General features: G+C 61.5%; 17 protein-coding genes. 2 read left to right on the top strand and 15 right to left on the bottom strand.

All coding sequences use genetic code 11. The features are described 5' to 3' along the window. Positions 1 to 106: 106 nt before the first annotated feature. From LOY35_RS16075 to ribBA, 7 genes are all read right to left on the bottom strand, one after another. Positions 107 to 1150, bottom strand: a complete 1044-nt coding sequence (locus LOY35_RS16075; protein WP_258624722.1) for an LLM class flavin-dependent oxidoreductase — start codon at positions 1148 to 1150, stop codon at positions 107 to 109. Between the two features lie 30 nt (positions 1151 to 1180). Further along, positions 1181 to 1666, bottom strand: coding sequence for a flavin reductase family protein (locus LOY35_RS16070; RefSeq protein ID WP_041022976.1), 486 nt, complete (start codon positions 1664 to 1666; stop codon positions 1181 to 1183). A gap of 41 nt (positions 1667 to 1707) precedes the next feature. Continuing rightward, positions 1708 to 2859, bottom strand: a complete 1152-nt coding sequence (locus LOY35_RS16065; protein ID WP_258624720.1) for an ABC transporter ATP-binding protein — start codon at positions 2857 to 2859, stop codon at positions 1708 to 1710. 17 nt (positions 2860 to 2876) lie between these two features. Continuing rightward, positions 2877 to 3686, bottom strand: coding sequence for an ABC transporter permease (locus LOY35_RS16060; RefSeq protein ID WP_258624718.1), 810 nt, complete (start codon positions 3684 to 3686; stop codon positions 2877 to 2879). A gap of 6 nt (positions 3687 to 3692) precedes the next feature. Continuing rightward, complete coding sequence (locus LOY35_RS16055; protein WP_258624716.1) at positions 3693 to 4619, bottom strand: ABC transporter permease; 927 nt, start codon at positions 4617 to 4619, stop codon at positions 3693 to 3695. Beyond that, the gene (locus tag LOY35_RS16050; RefSeq protein ID WP_258624713.1) at positions 4616 to 5641 is read right to left on the bottom strand and encodes an ABC transporter substrate-binding protein; all 1026 of its coding nucleotides are present in this window, start codon (positions 5639 to 5641) and stop codon (positions 4616 to 4618) included. Before LOY35_RS16050 ends, LOY35_RS16055 begins: the two co-directional genes overlap by 4 nt. A 369-nt stretch (positions 5642 to 6010) precedes the next feature. Next, the gene (gene ribBA, locus LOY35_RS16045) at positions 6011 to 7120 is read right to left on the bottom strand and encodes a bifunctional 3,4-dihydroxy-2-butanone-4-phosphate synthase/GTP cyclohydrolase II (RefSeq protein WP_258624712.1); all 1110 of its coding nucleotides are present in this window, start codon (positions 7118 to 7120) and stop codon (positions 6011 to 6013) included. A gap of 83 nt (positions 7121 to 7203) precedes the next feature. On the opposite strand from ribBA, the gene LOY35_RS16040 reads away from it, so the two are divergent. Further along, complete coding sequence (locus LOY35_RS16040) at positions 7204 to 7500, top strand: DUF1330 domain-containing protein (RefSeq protein WP_258624710.1); 297 nt, start codon at positions 7204 to 7206, stop codon at positions 7498 to 7500. A 251-nt stretch (positions 7501 to 7751) separates the two neighbouring features. On the opposite strand, the gene LOY35_RS16035 is transcribed toward LOY35_RS16040, so the two are convergent. From LOY35_RS16035 to LOY35_RS16000, 8 genes are all read right to left on the bottom strand, one after another. Beyond that, the gene (locus tag LOY35_RS16035) at positions 7752 to 8315 is read right to left on the bottom strand and encodes an NUDIX hydrolase (RefSeq protein WP_258624708.1); all 564 of its coding nucleotides are present in this window, start codon (positions 8313 to 8315) and stop codon (positions 7752 to 7754) included. A gap of 1 nt (position 8316) precedes the next feature. Continuing rightward, positions 8317 to 9069: a GntR family transcriptional regulator gene (locus LOY35_RS16030; RefSeq protein WP_041022984.1), complete on the bottom strand. Its 753-nt coding sequence runs from the start codon at positions 9067 to 9069 to the stop codon at positions 8317 to 8319. An 81-nt stretch (positions 9070 to 9150) separates the two neighbouring features. After that, the gene (locus LOY35_RS16025) at positions 9151 to 9540 is read right to left on the bottom strand and encodes a carboxymuconolactone decarboxylase family protein (RefSeq protein ID WP_258624706.1); all 390 of its coding nucleotides are present in this window, start codon (positions 9538 to 9540) and stop codon (positions 9151 to 9153) included. Between the two features lie 21 nt (positions 9541 to 9561). Beyond that, positions 9562 to 11013, bottom strand: a complete 1452-nt coding sequence (locus LOY35_RS16020; protein ID WP_258624705.1) for an NAD-dependent succinate-semialdehyde dehydrogenase — start codon at positions 11011 to 11013, stop codon at positions 9562 to 9564. A gap of 207 nt (positions 11014 to 11220) precedes the next feature. Next, entirely contained in the window at positions 11221 to 11706 is a 486-nt protein-coding gene (locus LOY35_RS16015; RefSeq protein ID WP_041022987.1) for a flavin reductase family protein, read from the bottom strand. 12 nt (positions 11707 to 11718) lie between these two features. After that, entirely contained in the window at positions 11719 to 13200 is a 1482-nt protein-coding gene (locus LOY35_RS16010) for an aldehyde dehydrogenase (RefSeq protein WP_258624704.1), read from the bottom strand. Continuing rightward, entirely contained in the window at positions 13197 to 14030 is an 834-nt protein-coding gene (locus tag LOY35_RS16005; protein ID WP_258624702.1) for an alpha/beta fold hydrolase, read from the bottom strand. The genes LOY35_RS16010 and LOY35_RS16005 overlap by 4 nt, the downstream gene beginning before the upstream one ends. 44 nt (positions 14031 to 14074) lie before the next feature. Further along, positions 14075 to 14665, bottom strand: a complete 591-nt coding sequence (locus tag LOY35_RS16000; RefSeq protein WP_258624700.1) for an amino acid synthesis family protein — start codon at positions 14663 to 14665, stop codon at positions 14075 to 14077. Positions 14666 to 15069: 404 nt separating this feature from the next. Between LOY35_RS16000 and LOY35_RS15995 the strand changes: the two genes are divergently transcribed. Next, complete coding sequence (locus LOY35_RS15995; RefSeq protein WP_258624697.1) at positions 15070 to 15930, top strand: DMT family transporter; 861 nt, start codon at positions 15070 to 15072, stop codon at positions 15928 to 15930. Positions 15931 to 15952: the final 22 nt, after the last annotated feature.

The following is a 15952-nucleotide window of genomic DNA, read 5'->3' as shown; positions in this document are numbered from 1 at the left end:
AGGCTCGCTCCCACATGGGTTGCAGGTGTGCACATGATCTGTGTTCACCATGAATCCCTTGTGGGAGCGAACCTGCTCGCGATAGCGGTCTAACTAGCCGGCACGATCAACGAAACGCCGGCACCACATGCTTGATGAACAACTCCAGGGACCTTTTCTTTTCGGCATGAGGCAGGCTGTTGTCGCACCAGAAGCTGAACTCGTCGACGCCCAGTTCCTGGTAGTACTTGATGCGCGGAATGATTTCTTCCGGGGTACCGATCATGGCCGTCCTGTGCAGGCTCTCCAGTTCGAACTCCGGGCGACCGGCGAATTTTTCTTCCGGGCTTGGCGCCAGGAAGCCGTTGACCGGGGTTTCCTTGTTGCCGAACCAGGCATCGAAGGTGCGGTAGAACTTTGCGATGGCCTTGGCCCCGACTTGCCAGCCTTCCGGGTTGTCGGCCGAATGTACGTGGGTGTGGCGCAGCACCATCAGTTGCGGGCGCGGTACGTCGGGGTTGTTGTCCAACGCGCTTTGGAACTTGTTCTTCAGGTCGAGGACTTCTTCGTCACCCTTCATCAACGGCGTCACCATGACGTTACAGCCGTTGGCGACGGCGAAGTTGTGCGAGTCCGGGTCGCGGGCCGCGATCCACATGGGCGGGTTCGGCTTCTGGATCGGCTTGGGCACGCTGGTGGAGGTCGGGAATTTCCAGATGTCGCCGTCATGGGCGTAGTCGCCTTGCCACAGTGCCCGTATCGCCGGAACCATTTCTCGCAAGGCCTGGCCGCCGGAGGCCGCTGGCATGCCGCCGGCCATGCGGTCGAACTCCACTTGGTAAGCGCCACGGGCCAGGCCGACTTCCATGCGGCCGTTGCTGATAACGTCCAGCAATGCGCATTCACCGGCTGCCCGCAGCGGGTGCCAGAACGGCGCGATGATGGTGCCGGCGCCCAGGTGAATGGTGGTGGTCCTGGCTGCCAGATAAGCCAGCAGTGGCATCGGGCTGGGTGAGATGGTGTATTCCATGGCGTGGTGTTCACCGATCCAGACGGTGCTGAAGCCGCCGGCCTCGGCCATCAGGGTCAGTTCGGTCAGGTCTTCGAACAACTGGCGATGGCTGACGCTTTCGTCCCAGCGTTCCATGTGTACGAACAGGGAAAATTTCATGGCGCTATCTCTTGATGATTGACGATCGGTTCAGGCAAGGACGGGCAGGGCACCCATCTTTCCGTGGCAATACACCAGCGGGCCCTGGGTGTGTTGCGGCACGATCAGGTTCTTCACGGCGCCGACCATGATGGCGTGGTCGCCGCCTTCGTATTCACGCCACAGTTCGCATTCGATGATGGCGGTGGCATTGCCCAGCAACGGGTTACCCAGCTCACTCAGAGTCCATTCGATGCCCTGGGCTTTGTCCTTGCCTTTGCGGGCGAAGGCATAGGCTTCGTTCTGTTGCCCGCCGGAGAGCAGGTGGATGGCGAAGCGCTTGTTGCGGATCAGCACCGGGTAGGAATCGGAACTGTAGTTGGGGCAGAACAGCACCAGGGCCGGGTCCATCGACAACGAGCTGAAAGCGCTGGCGGTGAGGCCGACGATCTGGCCGTCGTCATCAAGGGTGGTGATGACCGTCACGCCGGACGGAAACGAGCCCATGACCTGTTTGTAAACGTTGGCATCAATCATTTAGCAGTCCTCGCACGTATGCGGTAGTGACGCCGTGTTCATCAATGAGCACCGGCGGCTTTGTTCAGGTCGCTCTCGGCCCATTGGGTGTAGACACAGGCATCGGCGGTGGCCCAGCGCACACGCACCGGATCGCCGGCCTTGAGCGGCATGCCGGCGGCTGAGAGGGCCTTGACGGTCATGGCGGTGCCGCCGGACGTCACCACGCTGCAGGTCTGGCTTTCACCGAGGAACAGCACTTCGACGACCTTGGCCGAGACTTCATTCCAGCCCGCCGCCAGGGGCTCTTGAGCAGCCTGTTCGGTGCTCAGCGCCAGGGCCTTCTCCGGGCGGACCATCAACAACACATCCTGGTCGGTGTGCAGGCCGGCGGTCAGGCGGATCGACAGCGACTGGCCTTCGAAGGTCGCCACCGCGTTGCCCTGGGCCTTGAGCTTGAGGAAGTTGGAGTTGCCGAGGAACGACGCGACAAAGGCATTCGGCGGGTTCTGGTAGAGGTCGTAGCCGGTGCCCAGGCCGACGATCTTGCCGTGGCTGAAAATGGCGATGCGCTGGGACAGGCGCATGGCTTCTTCCTGATCGTGGGTCACGTAGACGATGGTGATGCCCAGGCGCCGATGCAACTGGCGCAGTTCATCCTGCAGGTCCTCGCGGAGTTTCTTGTCCAGGGCGCCAAGGGGTTCGTCCATCAGCAGGATGCGTGGCTCATAGACCAGCGCCCTGGCGATGGCGACCCGTTGTTGCTGGCCGCCGGAGAGTTGCGAAGGGCGGCGATGAGCAAACTGTTCCAGCTGCACCAGCTTGAGCATGGCATCGACCCGACGGTCACGCTCGGCCGGCGCCAGTTTGCGGATCGCCAGGGGGAAGGCAATGTTGTCGCGTACCGACAGGTGCGGGAACAGCGAGTAGCGCTGGAACACCATGCCGATGTCGCGCTTGTGCGGCGGGACGTTGACCAGGGATTTGCCGTCCACCAGGATCTCGCCGCTGCTGGGGGTTTCGAAGCCGGCCAGCATCGACAGCGTGGTGCTCTTGCCCGAGCCGCTGGAGCCGAGGAACGTCAGGAACTCACCGTCCTGGATCTCCAGGGCGATGTCGTCGACGGCGGCAAAGTCGCCGTAGTGTTTGTTCAGGTTGCGCAGGCTGACCAGGGTTTTGTTGTTCTGTTGTGCGGGATCTTTGACGGCACTCATCGGGTTCTCCTAGGCGCTCAGGCGCTGATTTCATTGCGCCGGCGCAGGGCGGCGGCGATCACCATCACCAATACCGAGAGGCCGATCAGCAGCGTCGAAGCGACGGCGATCACAGGCGTCAGGTCCTGGCGCAGGGTGGTCCACATCTTTACGGGCAGGGTTTGCAGAGTCGGGCTGGCCATCATCACGCTCAGCACCACCTCGTCCCACGACACCAGGAACGCGAACAGGGCGCCGGCGATCATGCCCGGGCGGATGGCCGGGAAGGTGACCTTGAACACCGCTTGCAGCCGCGAGGCACCGCAGATCACGGCGGCGTCTTCGATGGACTGGTCGAACAGCTTCAACGAGTTGATGATCGAGATGATGGTGAACGGTAACGCGACAATGACGTGGCTGACCACGAACGCGAACATCGTGCCGGTGTAGCCAAGCTTGAGGAACAGCGCATACACCGCCACGGCGATGATCACCAGCGGCACGATCATCGGCAGGGTGAACAGGCCGTAAAGCATTTCCCGCCCCGGAAACCGACCACGCACCAGGGCAAATGCGGTCGGCAGGCCCAGTGCTACGGCGCAGATCGTGGTCAGCACCGCAACCTTGAGACTGGCCAGCGCGGCGCTCATCCAGTCGGGGTTGGAAAAGAACTGGCCGTACCATTTGAGCGTCCAGCCCGGTGGCGGGAAGACCAGCCACTGGGACGAGCCGAACGACAGCAGCACGATGAATACGATCGGTAGCAGCAGGAACAGCCCGATCAACCCGGTCGTGAAGTACAGACCGAAGCGCATGCGCCGGCTCATGGCATTGGGAGTCAGGAGCATGACGATTTACCTCGCGTTACTGGCGCCAACCGGGGATTCCGGCTGAAGCTTCAGGTAGAAGTAGAACAGCACCAGCGTGATGACGATCAGCAACGCGGCACCGGCGCTCGCCAGGCCCCAATTGAGGAACGATTGCACCTGCTGGATGATGAACTCGGGCAGCATCATGTTCTGCGCGCCACCGAGCAACGCCGGGGTGACGTAGTAACCCAGGGACATCACGAACACCATCAGGCCACCGGAAAACAGCCCCGGCCGGCACAGCGGCAGGAACACCCGGAAGAAGTTGGTCCAGGGACTGGCACCGCAGATGGAGCCGGCCTGCAGGATCATCGGGTCGATGGCTTGCATAGTCGCCTGCAACGGCAGGACGATGAACGGGATCATGATGTAGCTCATGCCGATCACCACGCCGGTGAGGTTGTGCACCATCTCCAGCGGCTGATCGATGATCCCCAGGGCCATCAGCGCCTTGTTGATCACCCCGGAAGCCTGCAATAACACGAGCCAGGAGTAGGTCCGGGCCAGCAGGCTGGTCCACATCGACAGCAGCACGATGTTGAGGATCCAGCGACCCCAGCCACGGGGTACCAGGGTGATGGCCCAGGCCAGGGGAAAGCCCAGCAGCAAGCTGAACAACGTCACCAGGCCGGCCACCGAAAAGGTATTGAGCAACACTCGGGTATAGGCCGAGTTGGCGAACAGTTGCTCGTAGTTGCCCAACCCGGGCACCGGCTCCAGCACGCCACGCAACAGCAGGCCGATCAGCGGTGCCAGGAAGAACAGGCCAAGAAACAGCAGGGCGGGCGCCAGGTTACCGGCCCCGCGCCAGCGTTGGGCCAGCGACGGCGTCGTCGCGGCCTTGGCGGTTGCCACGCCGGCAGCGCCTGGGGCGCTCCCGGTGTGCCGGGTTGTCGTTGCCGACATTTTCATTTGACCAGCCATTCGTTCCACCGTGTCGCGATGTCCTGACCGTTCTTGGCCCAGTACGCGAAATCGAGCGTGATCTGATCCTTGGCGTAGGCGGTCGGCAGATTGGGAGCGAGCACCGAATCCAGGCGCGCGACGCTATCAACGTTGACCGGCGCATAAGCGGTCAGGTTGGAGAAGTCGGCCTGGCCCTTGGCACTGCTGGCGCTGGCCAGGAACTTCATGGCGGCGGCCTTGTTCTTCGAGCCCTTCGGCACGACCAGGATGTCGGCCATGACCAGGTTCTGTTTCCAGCTCACGCCCACCGGCGCGCCGTCCTGTTGCAGTGCATAAATCCGGCCATTCCAGAACTGGCCGAGGCTGGCTTCACCGGACGCGAGCAGTTGCTGGGACTGAGCGCCGCCGCCCCACCAGACGATGTCTTTCTTGATGGTGTCGAGTTTCTTGAAGGCGCGATCCAGGTCCAGGGGATAGAGCTTGTCCTGGGGCACGCCGTCGGCCAGCAGGGCCAGTTCGAGCACGCCAGGGCTCGGCCATTTGTACAGGGCGCGTTTGCCGGGGTAGGTCTTGGTGTCGAACAGCGCGGACCAGTCCTGCGGCTTACCGGCGCCGAGCTTGCCTTCGTTGTAGCCGAGGACGAAGGAGAAGTAGAAGGAACCTACGCCGTGTTCGGAAACGAAGCGCGGGTCGATCTTGTCGCGCTGGATGACCGAGAAGTCCAGGGGTTCGAGCAGGCCTTCGGCGGCGGCGCGCAAGGCAAAGTCAGCTTCGACGTCAACCACGTCCCACTGCACGTTACCGCTTTCGACCATGGCCTTGAGTTTGCCGTAGTCGGTCGGGCCATCCTGGACGACAGTGATGCCGGTGCTCTTGCTGAATGGGTTGGCCCAGGCCTGTTTCTGCGCATCCTGGGTCGTGCCACCCCAGCTGACGAAGTTGACGCTTTCAGCCGCCATCGCCCCTTGGCTGGTGACACCTAGCAAGCCAGCAAAAAGAACGGCAACTGCACTTTTCTTCAACACCATTTTCACGCCCTCATTGTTGTGTTTATTGAGCGGGCTTGTGTGTGCCCGCTTATCGGGAGCTATAGGTCCATCTGGCTTTGCAGGACCGGGCCAAGGGCTGAATGGCTGTGCTTTCCCTGCCGGGCGCACTTGGCTGAAACGTTCGGTCTATGGAATATCATATTATGGTATTCCAAACTTTCTGCAAGCATTTTGCCGTACCGGCTATCTGTCCGAGGCAGATTTTTTTCTATGGTCTTTTCAGGTAATCATTGTCCTTGTGGGAGCGAGCCTGCTCGCGATGCGGCGTCTCATTCGGCCTTGCAGTGACTGAATCACTGCTATCGCGAGCAGGCTCGCTCCCACAGGGTGTTCCCGGCTAATCGGGATTCACTCGGTAAACGGAATGCTCTCCACCACCTCAAGGTCGTACCCCGTCAAACCGGCATACTTGAGTGGCGGTCCCAGGTGGCGCAACTTGCCGACGCCCAGGTCCTGGAGGATCTGCGCCCCGGTCCCCACCTCTGAATAGATGCGTGACTGGGAGCGGCTGAACTGGCGTGGTGGCTGGGTGAGTTGCGGCACGCGTTCGAGCAGCGCCTGGGAGGACTCGTGGTTGGCCAGCACGACCACCACGCCGCAACCCTCTTCGGCGACCCGTTGCAGGGCCGCCCAGAGTGTCCAGTTGGACGGGCCGTTGTATTCGGCGCCCACCAGGTCCCGCAGTGGGTCGATGACGTGGACCCGCACCAGGGTCGGTTCTTCCCGGCGGATGTTGCCCATGACCATCGCCATGTGCACGCCACCTTCGATGCGGTCTTCAAAGGTGAACAGCCGGAAGGTGCCGTGCACGGTGGGCAGTTCCCGTTCGCCGATGCGTACCACGGTGTGTTCGGTGCTCAGGCGATAGTGGATCAGCTCGGCGATGGTGCCGATCTTGATCCCGTGTTGGCGGGCGAACACTTCCAGGTCCGGGCGGCGGGCCATGGTGCCGTCGTCGTTCATCACTTCGACGATCACCGACGCCGGCGTGAAGCCGGCCAGGCGCGCCAGGTCACAGCCGGCTTCGGTATGCCCGGCACGGGTCAGGACGCCACCTTCCCGGGCGCGCAACGGGAAGATATGTCCTGGCTGCACGATATCGGCGGGACCGGCATCGGCGGCGACGGCCGCGGCCACGGTGCGCGCCCGGTCGGCAGCGGAGATGCCGGTGGTCACGCCGGTGGCGGCTTCGATGGACACGGTGAACGCCGTGCTGAACACGCTGCCATTGCTCGGCACCATCTGTTCGAGCCCCAGGCGCTGGCAGTGTTCGTCGGTCAAGGTCAGGCAGATCAGTCCACGGGCTTCTCTCGCCATGAAGCTGATGGCCTGGGCGCTGCAGCAATCGGCGGCCAGCAGCAGGTCGCCTTCGTTTTCCCGGTCTTCGTCGTCCACCAGCAGCACCATCTTGCCCTGACGGTAGTCTTCGATGATTTCTTGAATACTGTTAAAGGCCATGTAGGGCTCTCTTTGTTCGGGTGGGATGCAGGATGGAAACCGACTGTGGTATACCATAATACAAATTAACCCGAGAGGTCACTATGAAGGCGTACTGGATTGCCCATGTGGATGTCACCGACCCTGATCAATATAGCCAATACACCCAGCGGGCTCCGGCGGCGTTTGCCTTGTACGGAGGCCGGATGCTGGCCCGGGGCGGGCGTAGCGAGGCGATGGAGGGCAGGGCCACGCCGCAGCGCAGCGTGGTGATTGAATTCGATTCCTACGAGCAGGCGCTGGCCTGTTATCACTCGCCGCAGTATCAGGAGGCCAAGCACCACCGCAAGGAGGTGGCCCGGGCCGAAGTGATCATCGTCGAGGGCGTGCCTACCTCGTAGGCACTGATGTTGCGTCAATTACCTGTGGGAGCGAGCCTGCTCGCGACAGCGGTGGTTCAGTCGCAGCGATGTCGAATGACAAGCCGCCATCGCGAGCAGGCTCGCTCCCACAATGGACTCGTGGTGTGTGCAAGGTTTATGTACGGCATCGAACTCTGTGGGAGCGAGCCTGCTCGCGATAGCGGTGGCACAGTCAACGTGGATACAGGCAGCTTGGCGTCTTCGCGAGCAAGCCCGCTCCCACAAAGGGGTCAACGGATGAAGTGGATCTTGCCGCTGTCGTCGTTGCCGATGTAAATGCCATAGACCCCGGCCTGGCGCTCCTCGATGTAGCGTTCGAGGATCTGGCGGATGGCCGGGTAGTAGATGCTGTCCCAGGGAATGTCCTCTGGGGCGAAGAACTGGCAGGCGAGGGTTTCCGGGCCGAACTGGCCGGTGATTTCCAGCGCGACGGCGCGGAAGATGATGTACACCTCGCTGATCTTCGGCACGCTGAAGATCGAGTAGGGCGAGACGATGTCCGCCCGTACGCCGGTTTCTTCCCAGACTTCTCGCAGCGCCGCCTGCTCGGTGGTTTCGTTGCCTTCCATGAACCCGGCCGGCAGGGTCCAGGTGCCCGGGCGTGGAGGGATGGCGCGTTGGCACAACAGGTATTTGCCGTCCTGCTCGATGATGCAGCCGGCAATGATCTTCGGGTTGACGTAGTGGATGTAGCCGCAGCCGCCACACATCAGTCGCTCATGGGTATCGCCCGCCGGCAGGCGTTGACTCAGATCGCTGCCGCCACACTTTGGACAAAAGTTCGGGCTGAACATGTCAGTGTCCTATGCGGGGTTCTTTCAGGGCGATGGGGACCGTGATTTCAGGAATGGCGCCGGTCTCTTCCTGCTTGCGCTTGAGGTACTCCAGCGCAACCTTGGCCGCGGCCCGTACGTGGTCCACGGACGCTTGGTGGGCGGCCAGCGGATCGCCGCTCTTGATGGCTTCGACGATGCGTTCCATTTCCTGGTTGCTGGCGCCGCGGCGGTTTTCCTGGGACACCGACGTGGCCCGCAGGTAGCTGATGCGCGCCTGCAGCTGGCGCAGTTGGGTCGCGGCCACATGGTTGCCGGAGCCTTCGAGCAGCACGTCGTAGAAACCCTGTACCGAATCCAGCACCTGTTGCAGTTCGCCGTCCTTGAGGGCTTCGCGGTTTTCCTTCAGGGCCTTTTCGAGGGCCTTGATGTCCTTGGCGCTGGCGCGCAGGGTGAATAGCTGAACGATCAGCCCTTCGAGCACGCAACGCAGCTCATAGATGTCACCGGCATCGCTCAGGGTGATGATCGCGACCCGTGGCCCCTTGGCATCGGCGAATTCCACCAGGCCTTCGGACTCCAGGTGACGCAAGGCTTCGCGCACCGACGTGCGGCTCACGCCCAGGCGATCGCACAGATCACGCTCGACCAGACGATCTCCCGGCAGGAGCTGGAAGTTCATGATGGCGCTTCGCAGCTTATCCAGCACGATCTCGCGCAGGGTGACGGGGTTGCGATTGACCTTGAAGCTGTCGTCGAGTGGCAGGCGTTTCATGGGCGTTGCTCTTTAGGTGGCTGTCCACGCAAAAAGAGCACGTCGATCATCGTCACGTGCTCTTTGCAAAAACAGCCAAGGTTAACTGGAGGCCTCGGCATCGGCTTCAGCGAAGGCTTCACGGGCGAGCCGGAAACTGTCGACGGCCGCGGGTACGCCGCAATAAATACCGACCTGAAGCAGGATTTCGCGTATTTGTTCACGACTCAGGCCGTTGCGCAAGGCACCGTGTACATGCAGTTTGAGTTCGTGAGGTCGATTGAGGGCTGAAATCATGGCCAAGTTTATCATGCTGCGTTCCTTGAGCGACAAACCCTCACGGCCCCAGACGTGACCCCAGCAGTACTCGGTGACCATTTCCTGCAAGGGCCGGGTGAAGTCGTCCGCGTTCTCGATGGAGCGCTTCACATAGGCTTCGCCCAGCACTTGGGTGCGGATCTGCAAGCCTTTCTCGTACTTTTCGTTGCTCATTGCGATTCTCTCCCGTGGGGCTCAGAGCCCGCCCATCAAGGTGTATTTGAGCTCAAGGTAATCCTCGATGCCATATTTGGAGCCTTCGCGCCCCAGGCCCGACGTCTTGACGCCACCGAACGGGGCTACCTCGGTTGAAATCAGCCCTTCGTTGATGCCGACCATGCCGTATTCCAACGCCTCGCTCATGCGCCAGGCCCGGCCCAGGTCGCGGGTGTAGCAATAGGCGGCGAGCCCGGAATCGGTGTCGTTGGCCATCTGCACGGCCTGGGCTTCGCTGTCGAAGCGAAAGACTGCCGCCAGTGGGCCAAACGTTTCTTCCCGGGCGACTTTCATCTGTGGCGTGACGCCGGCCAGCACCGTCGGCTGGAAGAACCCGTGTCCCAGGGCATGGCGTTCGCCGCCGCAGAGCAGACGGGCACCGTGGGCGAGGGCGTCCTGCACGTGATCCTCGACCTTGGCGACGGCCCGCTCGTTGATCAGCGGACCCTGGCTGACGCCGGCCTCGAAACCGTCGCCGACCTTCAGTTGTGCCACGCGCTCGGACAGGCGCGCGACAAATGCGTCATGAATGCCGTCCTGCACCAGGAAGCGATTGACGCAGACACAGGTCTGCCCGGCATTGCGGAACTTGGCGATCAGCGCTCCGTCCACCGCGCGTTCCAGGTCGGCATCGTCGAAGACGATGAAGGGGGCGTTGCCGCCCAGTTCCAGCGATACCTTCTTCAAGGTTGGCGCGCACTGGGCCATCAGCAATTTGCCAATGGCCGTGGAGCCGGTGAACGACAGCTTGCGCACCAACGGGCTGCCCGTCAGTTCGCCGCCGATGGCCACGGCATCCCCGGTAATCACGTTGAAGATCCCCGCTGGAATCCCGGCCTGCTCCGCCAGGGCTGCCATGGCCAAGGCCGAGAAGGGTGTTTCCGGCGCGGGCTTGACGATGCAGGGGCAGCCAGCGGCCAGGGCGGGACCGGCCTTGCGGGTGATCATCGCTGCCGGGAAATTCCACGGGGTGATGGCCGCGACCACACCGATCGGTTCTTTGCTGACCACAATGCGGGCATCGCCCTTGTGGCTGGGGATGGTGTCGCCATAAATGCGTTTGGCTTCTTCGGCGAACCACTCGATGAAACTCGCGGCGTAGAGGATTTCGCCTTTGGCTTCGGTCAGCGGCTTGCCTTGTTCGAGGGTGAGGATTTCTGCCAGCGCATCGGCGTTTTCAAGCATCAGCCCGTGCCAGCGCTTGAGGATCTGGCTGCGCTCCTTGGCGATCAGCCCGCGCCAGGCCGGCCAGGCCTTGTTGGCGGCGGCGATGGCCTGGCGGGCCTGTTCGGCACCCAGGTTCGGCACCCGGCCGATCAGCTCGCCATTGGCCGGGTTGAAGATTTCCTGGCAGGCGCCATCGGGTGCTTCCAGCCATTGGCCGTCGATGTAGGCCTGCTGGCGGAACAGTTGCGAGGCTGCTGGACTCATGCCGGCTCCTGAAATAAAGATAGAAAAATCACTTCTGGCCCCTGTGGCGAGGGGATTTATCCCCGCTGGGGCGCGAAGCGGCCCTAAGACCTGCCAGCTCGGTGTGTCAGGTTGATTGAGTTGACAGCTTTTGGGGCCGCTTCGCGCCCCAGCGGGGATAAATCCCCTCGCCACAACAGTGTTCGGCTCAGGTTCTCCTTGCGCCGTTCAGCCCAACGCGGGCAAGGCGCCCAGCTTGCCCTTGTGGTAGATCATCGGCGTGACCGGCTGCTCGGGCAGGATCAGGTGCTTCACCGCGCCGACGATGATTGCGTGATCGCCACCGTCGTATTCGCGCCACAGTTCGCATTCGATGATCGCCGTGGCTTTGGCCAGGATCGGGTTGCCGAGGTCGCTCAGGTGCCAGTCGATGCCCTTGGCCTTGTCCTTGCCTTTACCGGCGAAGGCGTAGGCTTCGGCGGTCTGGTCGGCGGACAGCAGGTGAATCGCGAACTGCTTGCTGTCCCGCAGGATCGGGTAGGTGTCGGAAGCGTAGTTGGGGCAGAACAGCACCAGCGCCGGGTCGATCGACAGCGCGCTGAACGCACTGGCGGTGATGCCGACGATGTTCCCTTCAGGGTCCAGGGTGGTGACCACCGTGACGCCGGAGGGGAACGAGCCCATGACTTCTTTGTAAATGCCGGGTTCGATCATGGCGGCGGTCTCCTAGCGCATCACGAAGGGGTCAGGCATCGGTGCCTGAGAGAGATTGATCCACACCGTTTTCAGTTCGGTATAGGCCAGCACCGAATCGATGCCGCTTTCACGTCCGTAGCCGCTGTTCTTGAAGCCGCCGATAGGCGCCATGGCCGAGACGGCACGGTAGGTGTTGACCCAGATGATGCCCGAGCGCACGTCCCGGGCCAGGCGATGGGCGCGGCCGAGGTCGCGGGTCCAGATGCCGGCGGCGAGACCGAATTGCGAGTCGTTGGCGATGGCCAGGGCTTCGGCTTCGTCCTTGAAACGAATTACCGAGGCCACCGGGCCGAAGACTTCTTCCTGCATGATCTTCATCGAATTGTGGTCGCATTCGAACAGGGTCGGTTCATAGAACCAGCCTTCGCCCAGGTTCTGCGGACGCTTGCCACCCAGGCGCAGCCGCGCGCCCTCGGCGATGGCATCGGCGACCAGGCCTTCGACCACTGCCAGTTGCTGGGCGGTGGCCATAGGGCCCATTTCGCTGCTGTCGTCCTGCGGGCTGCCGATGCGGATGCGCTTGGCGCGTTCTTCCAGGCGCGAGACGAACTCATCGTAGATTTCGTCCTGCACCAGCAACCGTGAACCGGACACGCAGCTCTGGCCCGACGCCGCATAGATCCCTGCAATCGCGCCGTTGACAGCGCTGTCGAGGTCGGCGTCGGCGAAGATGATGTTGGGTGACTTGCCCCCCAGTTCCAGGGACAGCTTGGCGAAGTTCTCCGCGCTGCTGCGCACCACATGGCGAGCCGTGGCGGCGCCGCCGGTGAAGGCGATCTTGCGAACCAACGGATGGCGGGTGAGGGCGGCGCCGGTGCTCGGGCCGTAGCCGGTCACGACGTTGACCACGCCCGCTGGAAAGCCGGCTTCCAGGGCCAGGCGTGCCAGCTCCAGGATGGTTGCCGAGGCATGTTCGGACGGCTTGATCACGATAGTGTTGCCGGCCGCCAGTGCCGGGGCAAGCTTGATCGCGGTCAGGTACAGCGGACTGTTCCAGGGAATGATTGCCGCCACCACGCCCATGGCTTCGTGCACGGTGTAGGCAAACATGTCCGGCTTGTCGAGGGGCAGGGTGCCGCCTTCGAGCTTGTCGGCCAGGCCCGCGGTGTAGTGGAAGAACTCCGGCAGATAGCCGACCTGGCCCCGGGTTTCGCGGATCAGCTTGCCGTTGTCGCGGCTTTCCAGCTGGGCCAGTTGTTCCTTGTTCTCGGCGATCAGGTCACCGAGACGACGCAGCAACTTGCCCCGGGCGGTTGCGGTAAGGCCGCGCCAGGCAGGGCTTTCGAAAGCCGTTTGCGCCGCCTGGACGGCGCGTTCGACATCGGCTTCGCCGGCATCGGGCAGTTCGGCCCAGGCCTGGGCCAGGGCCGGGTTCAGGCTTTCGAAGGTCTTGCCGGACAGGGCATCGACCCATTCACCGCCGATGCACATCTGGAAGCGTGCGAGTGTCATGCAACGATCCCCTTTATTGGATTGTGTTGGGCGTACGCCTTGTCGAGGAATTCCAGTAGCAACTGGTTGACCAGGCGTGGCGATTCCACCGGCATCATATGCCGTTGCTCGGCAAGCACCGCAACGGCGGCACCGGGTATGCGCGCGGCCAGTTGCTCAGCCATCTCGGGGGTTGAACCCGGGTCCAGCTCGCCGGTGGCGATCAGCGTCGGCGCCTGGATGCTGCCCAGGTCGTCGGCGCGGTACATGTCCTGGGTGGCGAACAGTTCGTAAGTGGTCAGATAACCCTGGGGGTCGTTCTTCGCCAGGGTCTGGCGCAGCGCGGCGATCTGTGCCGGGTTGGCCGCCTGGTATTCGCGGCTGAACCAGCGTGACAGCGCCGCTTCGGCGTTGGCGTCCGGGCCATGCTCGGCGGCCTGGGCGGTACGGGCAATGACCCCGGCGCGTTGCTCGGGGCTGCGGTTGAACACACTGTTGAGCACCACCAGGCTTTGCAGGCGCTGCGGGTAATGCAGGGCGAAAGCACGTGCCACCAGCCCGCCCATGGAGAAACCGATCACCGTGGCCTGAGGCAGTTGCAGGTGGTCGAGCAGCTCCAGCAACTGGTCGGCGTAGCCGAGCAAACCGGTGCCGCTGGCCGGGCGTGGGCTGGCGCCATGGCCGAGCATGTCATAGGCAATCACTCGGTATTTAGTGGCCAGGCCGACGACCTGGCCGCCCCACATTTCTTTATTCAGGCCCACGCCGTGGATCAAGACCACGGGCTGGCCTTGGCCGGTCGCCAGGTAACTGGTGCCGGCCGGGGTGAGTTCAGCGGTGAGCCGAATCATGGAGCGCTCCTGCATGCCTTTTCTTGTTATGGGGCCGGGCTGAATTATTGCGCCTTCTCGGCGGCCAGTTCTTCCAGGTCGATATAGCGGTTGCCGATGCGTGGATGCAGGCGACCACCATCGGCGCAACCCAGCACCACGACGATTTCGTCGGCGCGCGGTGCGTCTTCGATCTGCATTTCCAGGGTGATGTAGTGCGAACGCAGGCCCTCGTCGTCCTTGTGCATCATCGGGATCTGGATCGAGGTGCCAGGGCCGCCGCGTTTGTTGGTGAAGCTCAGGTAGCTCTTGGCCTTGACCGCCTCGCGGTAATGATTGCCGAAACGCAGGGTATGGATCACGGCGGAAGCGTGCTCGATTTCACCGTCGGCGCCGACGACAGCGGCCTTGCCGTAGGCTTCGATTTTCTGCGCACCGCCGATGATGCCCACCAGGCGTTCGACCATCAGCGCACCGAGATCTGAACAGTTGGCGCGGATTTCCGGCTTCAGGTCTTCGACGAAACCACGACCCAGCCAAGGGTTTTTCATGACCACCGCCAGCCCGACCATGGTCACCGGCTTATCCGTGACCTTGCCACCTTCGATAAAGGTTTCTTCGACATAGCTGACGATCTTGCGAATTTCGAAACTCATGAGCTGCTCCGTGGACGGGTGAAAGATGTCTGTGCGTATGATGGTATACCATAATACTGCCTGCGCAAGTGCCTCCGTAGAGTTTGTTCGCGAGGAGGCGACAGAAGGACTTGCAAGGAGGGGCCCGCCTAACGCTCGGAGAGATCACGGGTGGCGAAGGAGGGCGAGAGAAAGCAGGCGTCCGATGCCAAAGAAATTGCACAAGGGGTGAGGCCCAGCGTTTGGGGGCAAGGGCGCGTGGCGTTTTCTGATTACAGTAAAGGCATAAGCTAATCGCAAATTGAACTAAAAGAACAAATTGACAATCTGTTGTCTGAATATAGGCTTCCAAAGCGTTGCCGGGTGGGCACGCACAAGACTTGGCCAAGATGGCCTGTCTGATGAGAATACTGGAGTTGTTTGGCATGGATAGCGGAGTGTTTGGCGGGCTGATGGTGATGTTGTGTTGGGGGATCTCGGACTTTATTCAAAGCCTTATGATTCGCCAATTAGGCACCGCGAAAACAATGTTGGTTCGTAACATATTTACTTTTGCTGTTGCACTCCTTCTCGGCGTGTATTTGATCGCTTCCCATCAACTCAGGTTTGATGCGACCGCTGTGTTGATCATTACCTGCAGTTCTGCCGCGTATGTGTCCGGGTATTATTTCTACATGCGTGGCTGTGAAGTCGGCAATTTATCCCTGGTCTCCCCGATCGCCTCTACCTATAGTCTCGTCACTATTTTTTTCTCCATCATTTTTCTCCGGGAAAGCCTGGCTCCGGTTGCCTGGCTCGCTGTATCGATTATTTTTATCGGTATTGTCATGACCTCCGGCAATATCTTCCAATCGTTGCGCGGTGGCTCACAAGGCTTTCTCCAGGCCATCCTGGCCATGGTGGGTTTTGGCGTGGCCTTCTTCATTCTTGGTTTTTCCGCAAAGACACTTGATGTCACCAATGCTTTTTTCTATTCCGCGTTAACCCAGGCTGTTCTTTTCATGGCATTGGCTTTGAGCAAAAACGGTCGGCTGGAAAAAGGTGATCTGACCCGGCGTCGTGGAGGATATTTTCTTACGCACTCTATATTGGTCAATGCAGGTTGGGTGTTTTACATCTTCGCTTCCAAAGTGGGTGATCTCTCGCTTGTTACGCCTATCAGCTCCGTGTACTCCGGAGTAACGGTGTTATTGGCCATTGCCATTTACAGGGAAATAACCACCCTGGGACAAAAGGTCGGAATAGGCACCGTTCTTGTTGGGGTCTTTTTGCTTAGTTATAAATGATCGTCATTAAACTATGGCTCTC

It is taken from the genome of Pseudomonas sp. B21-028 (genome assembly GCF_024749045.1).
Classification (GTDB): domain Bacteria; phylum Pseudomonadota; class Gammaproteobacteria; order Pseudomonadales; family Pseudomonadaceae; genus Aquipseudomonas.
Note: the sequence above shows the minus strand (reverse complement) of the source record. Positions and strands in the feature narration are given on the sequence as shown.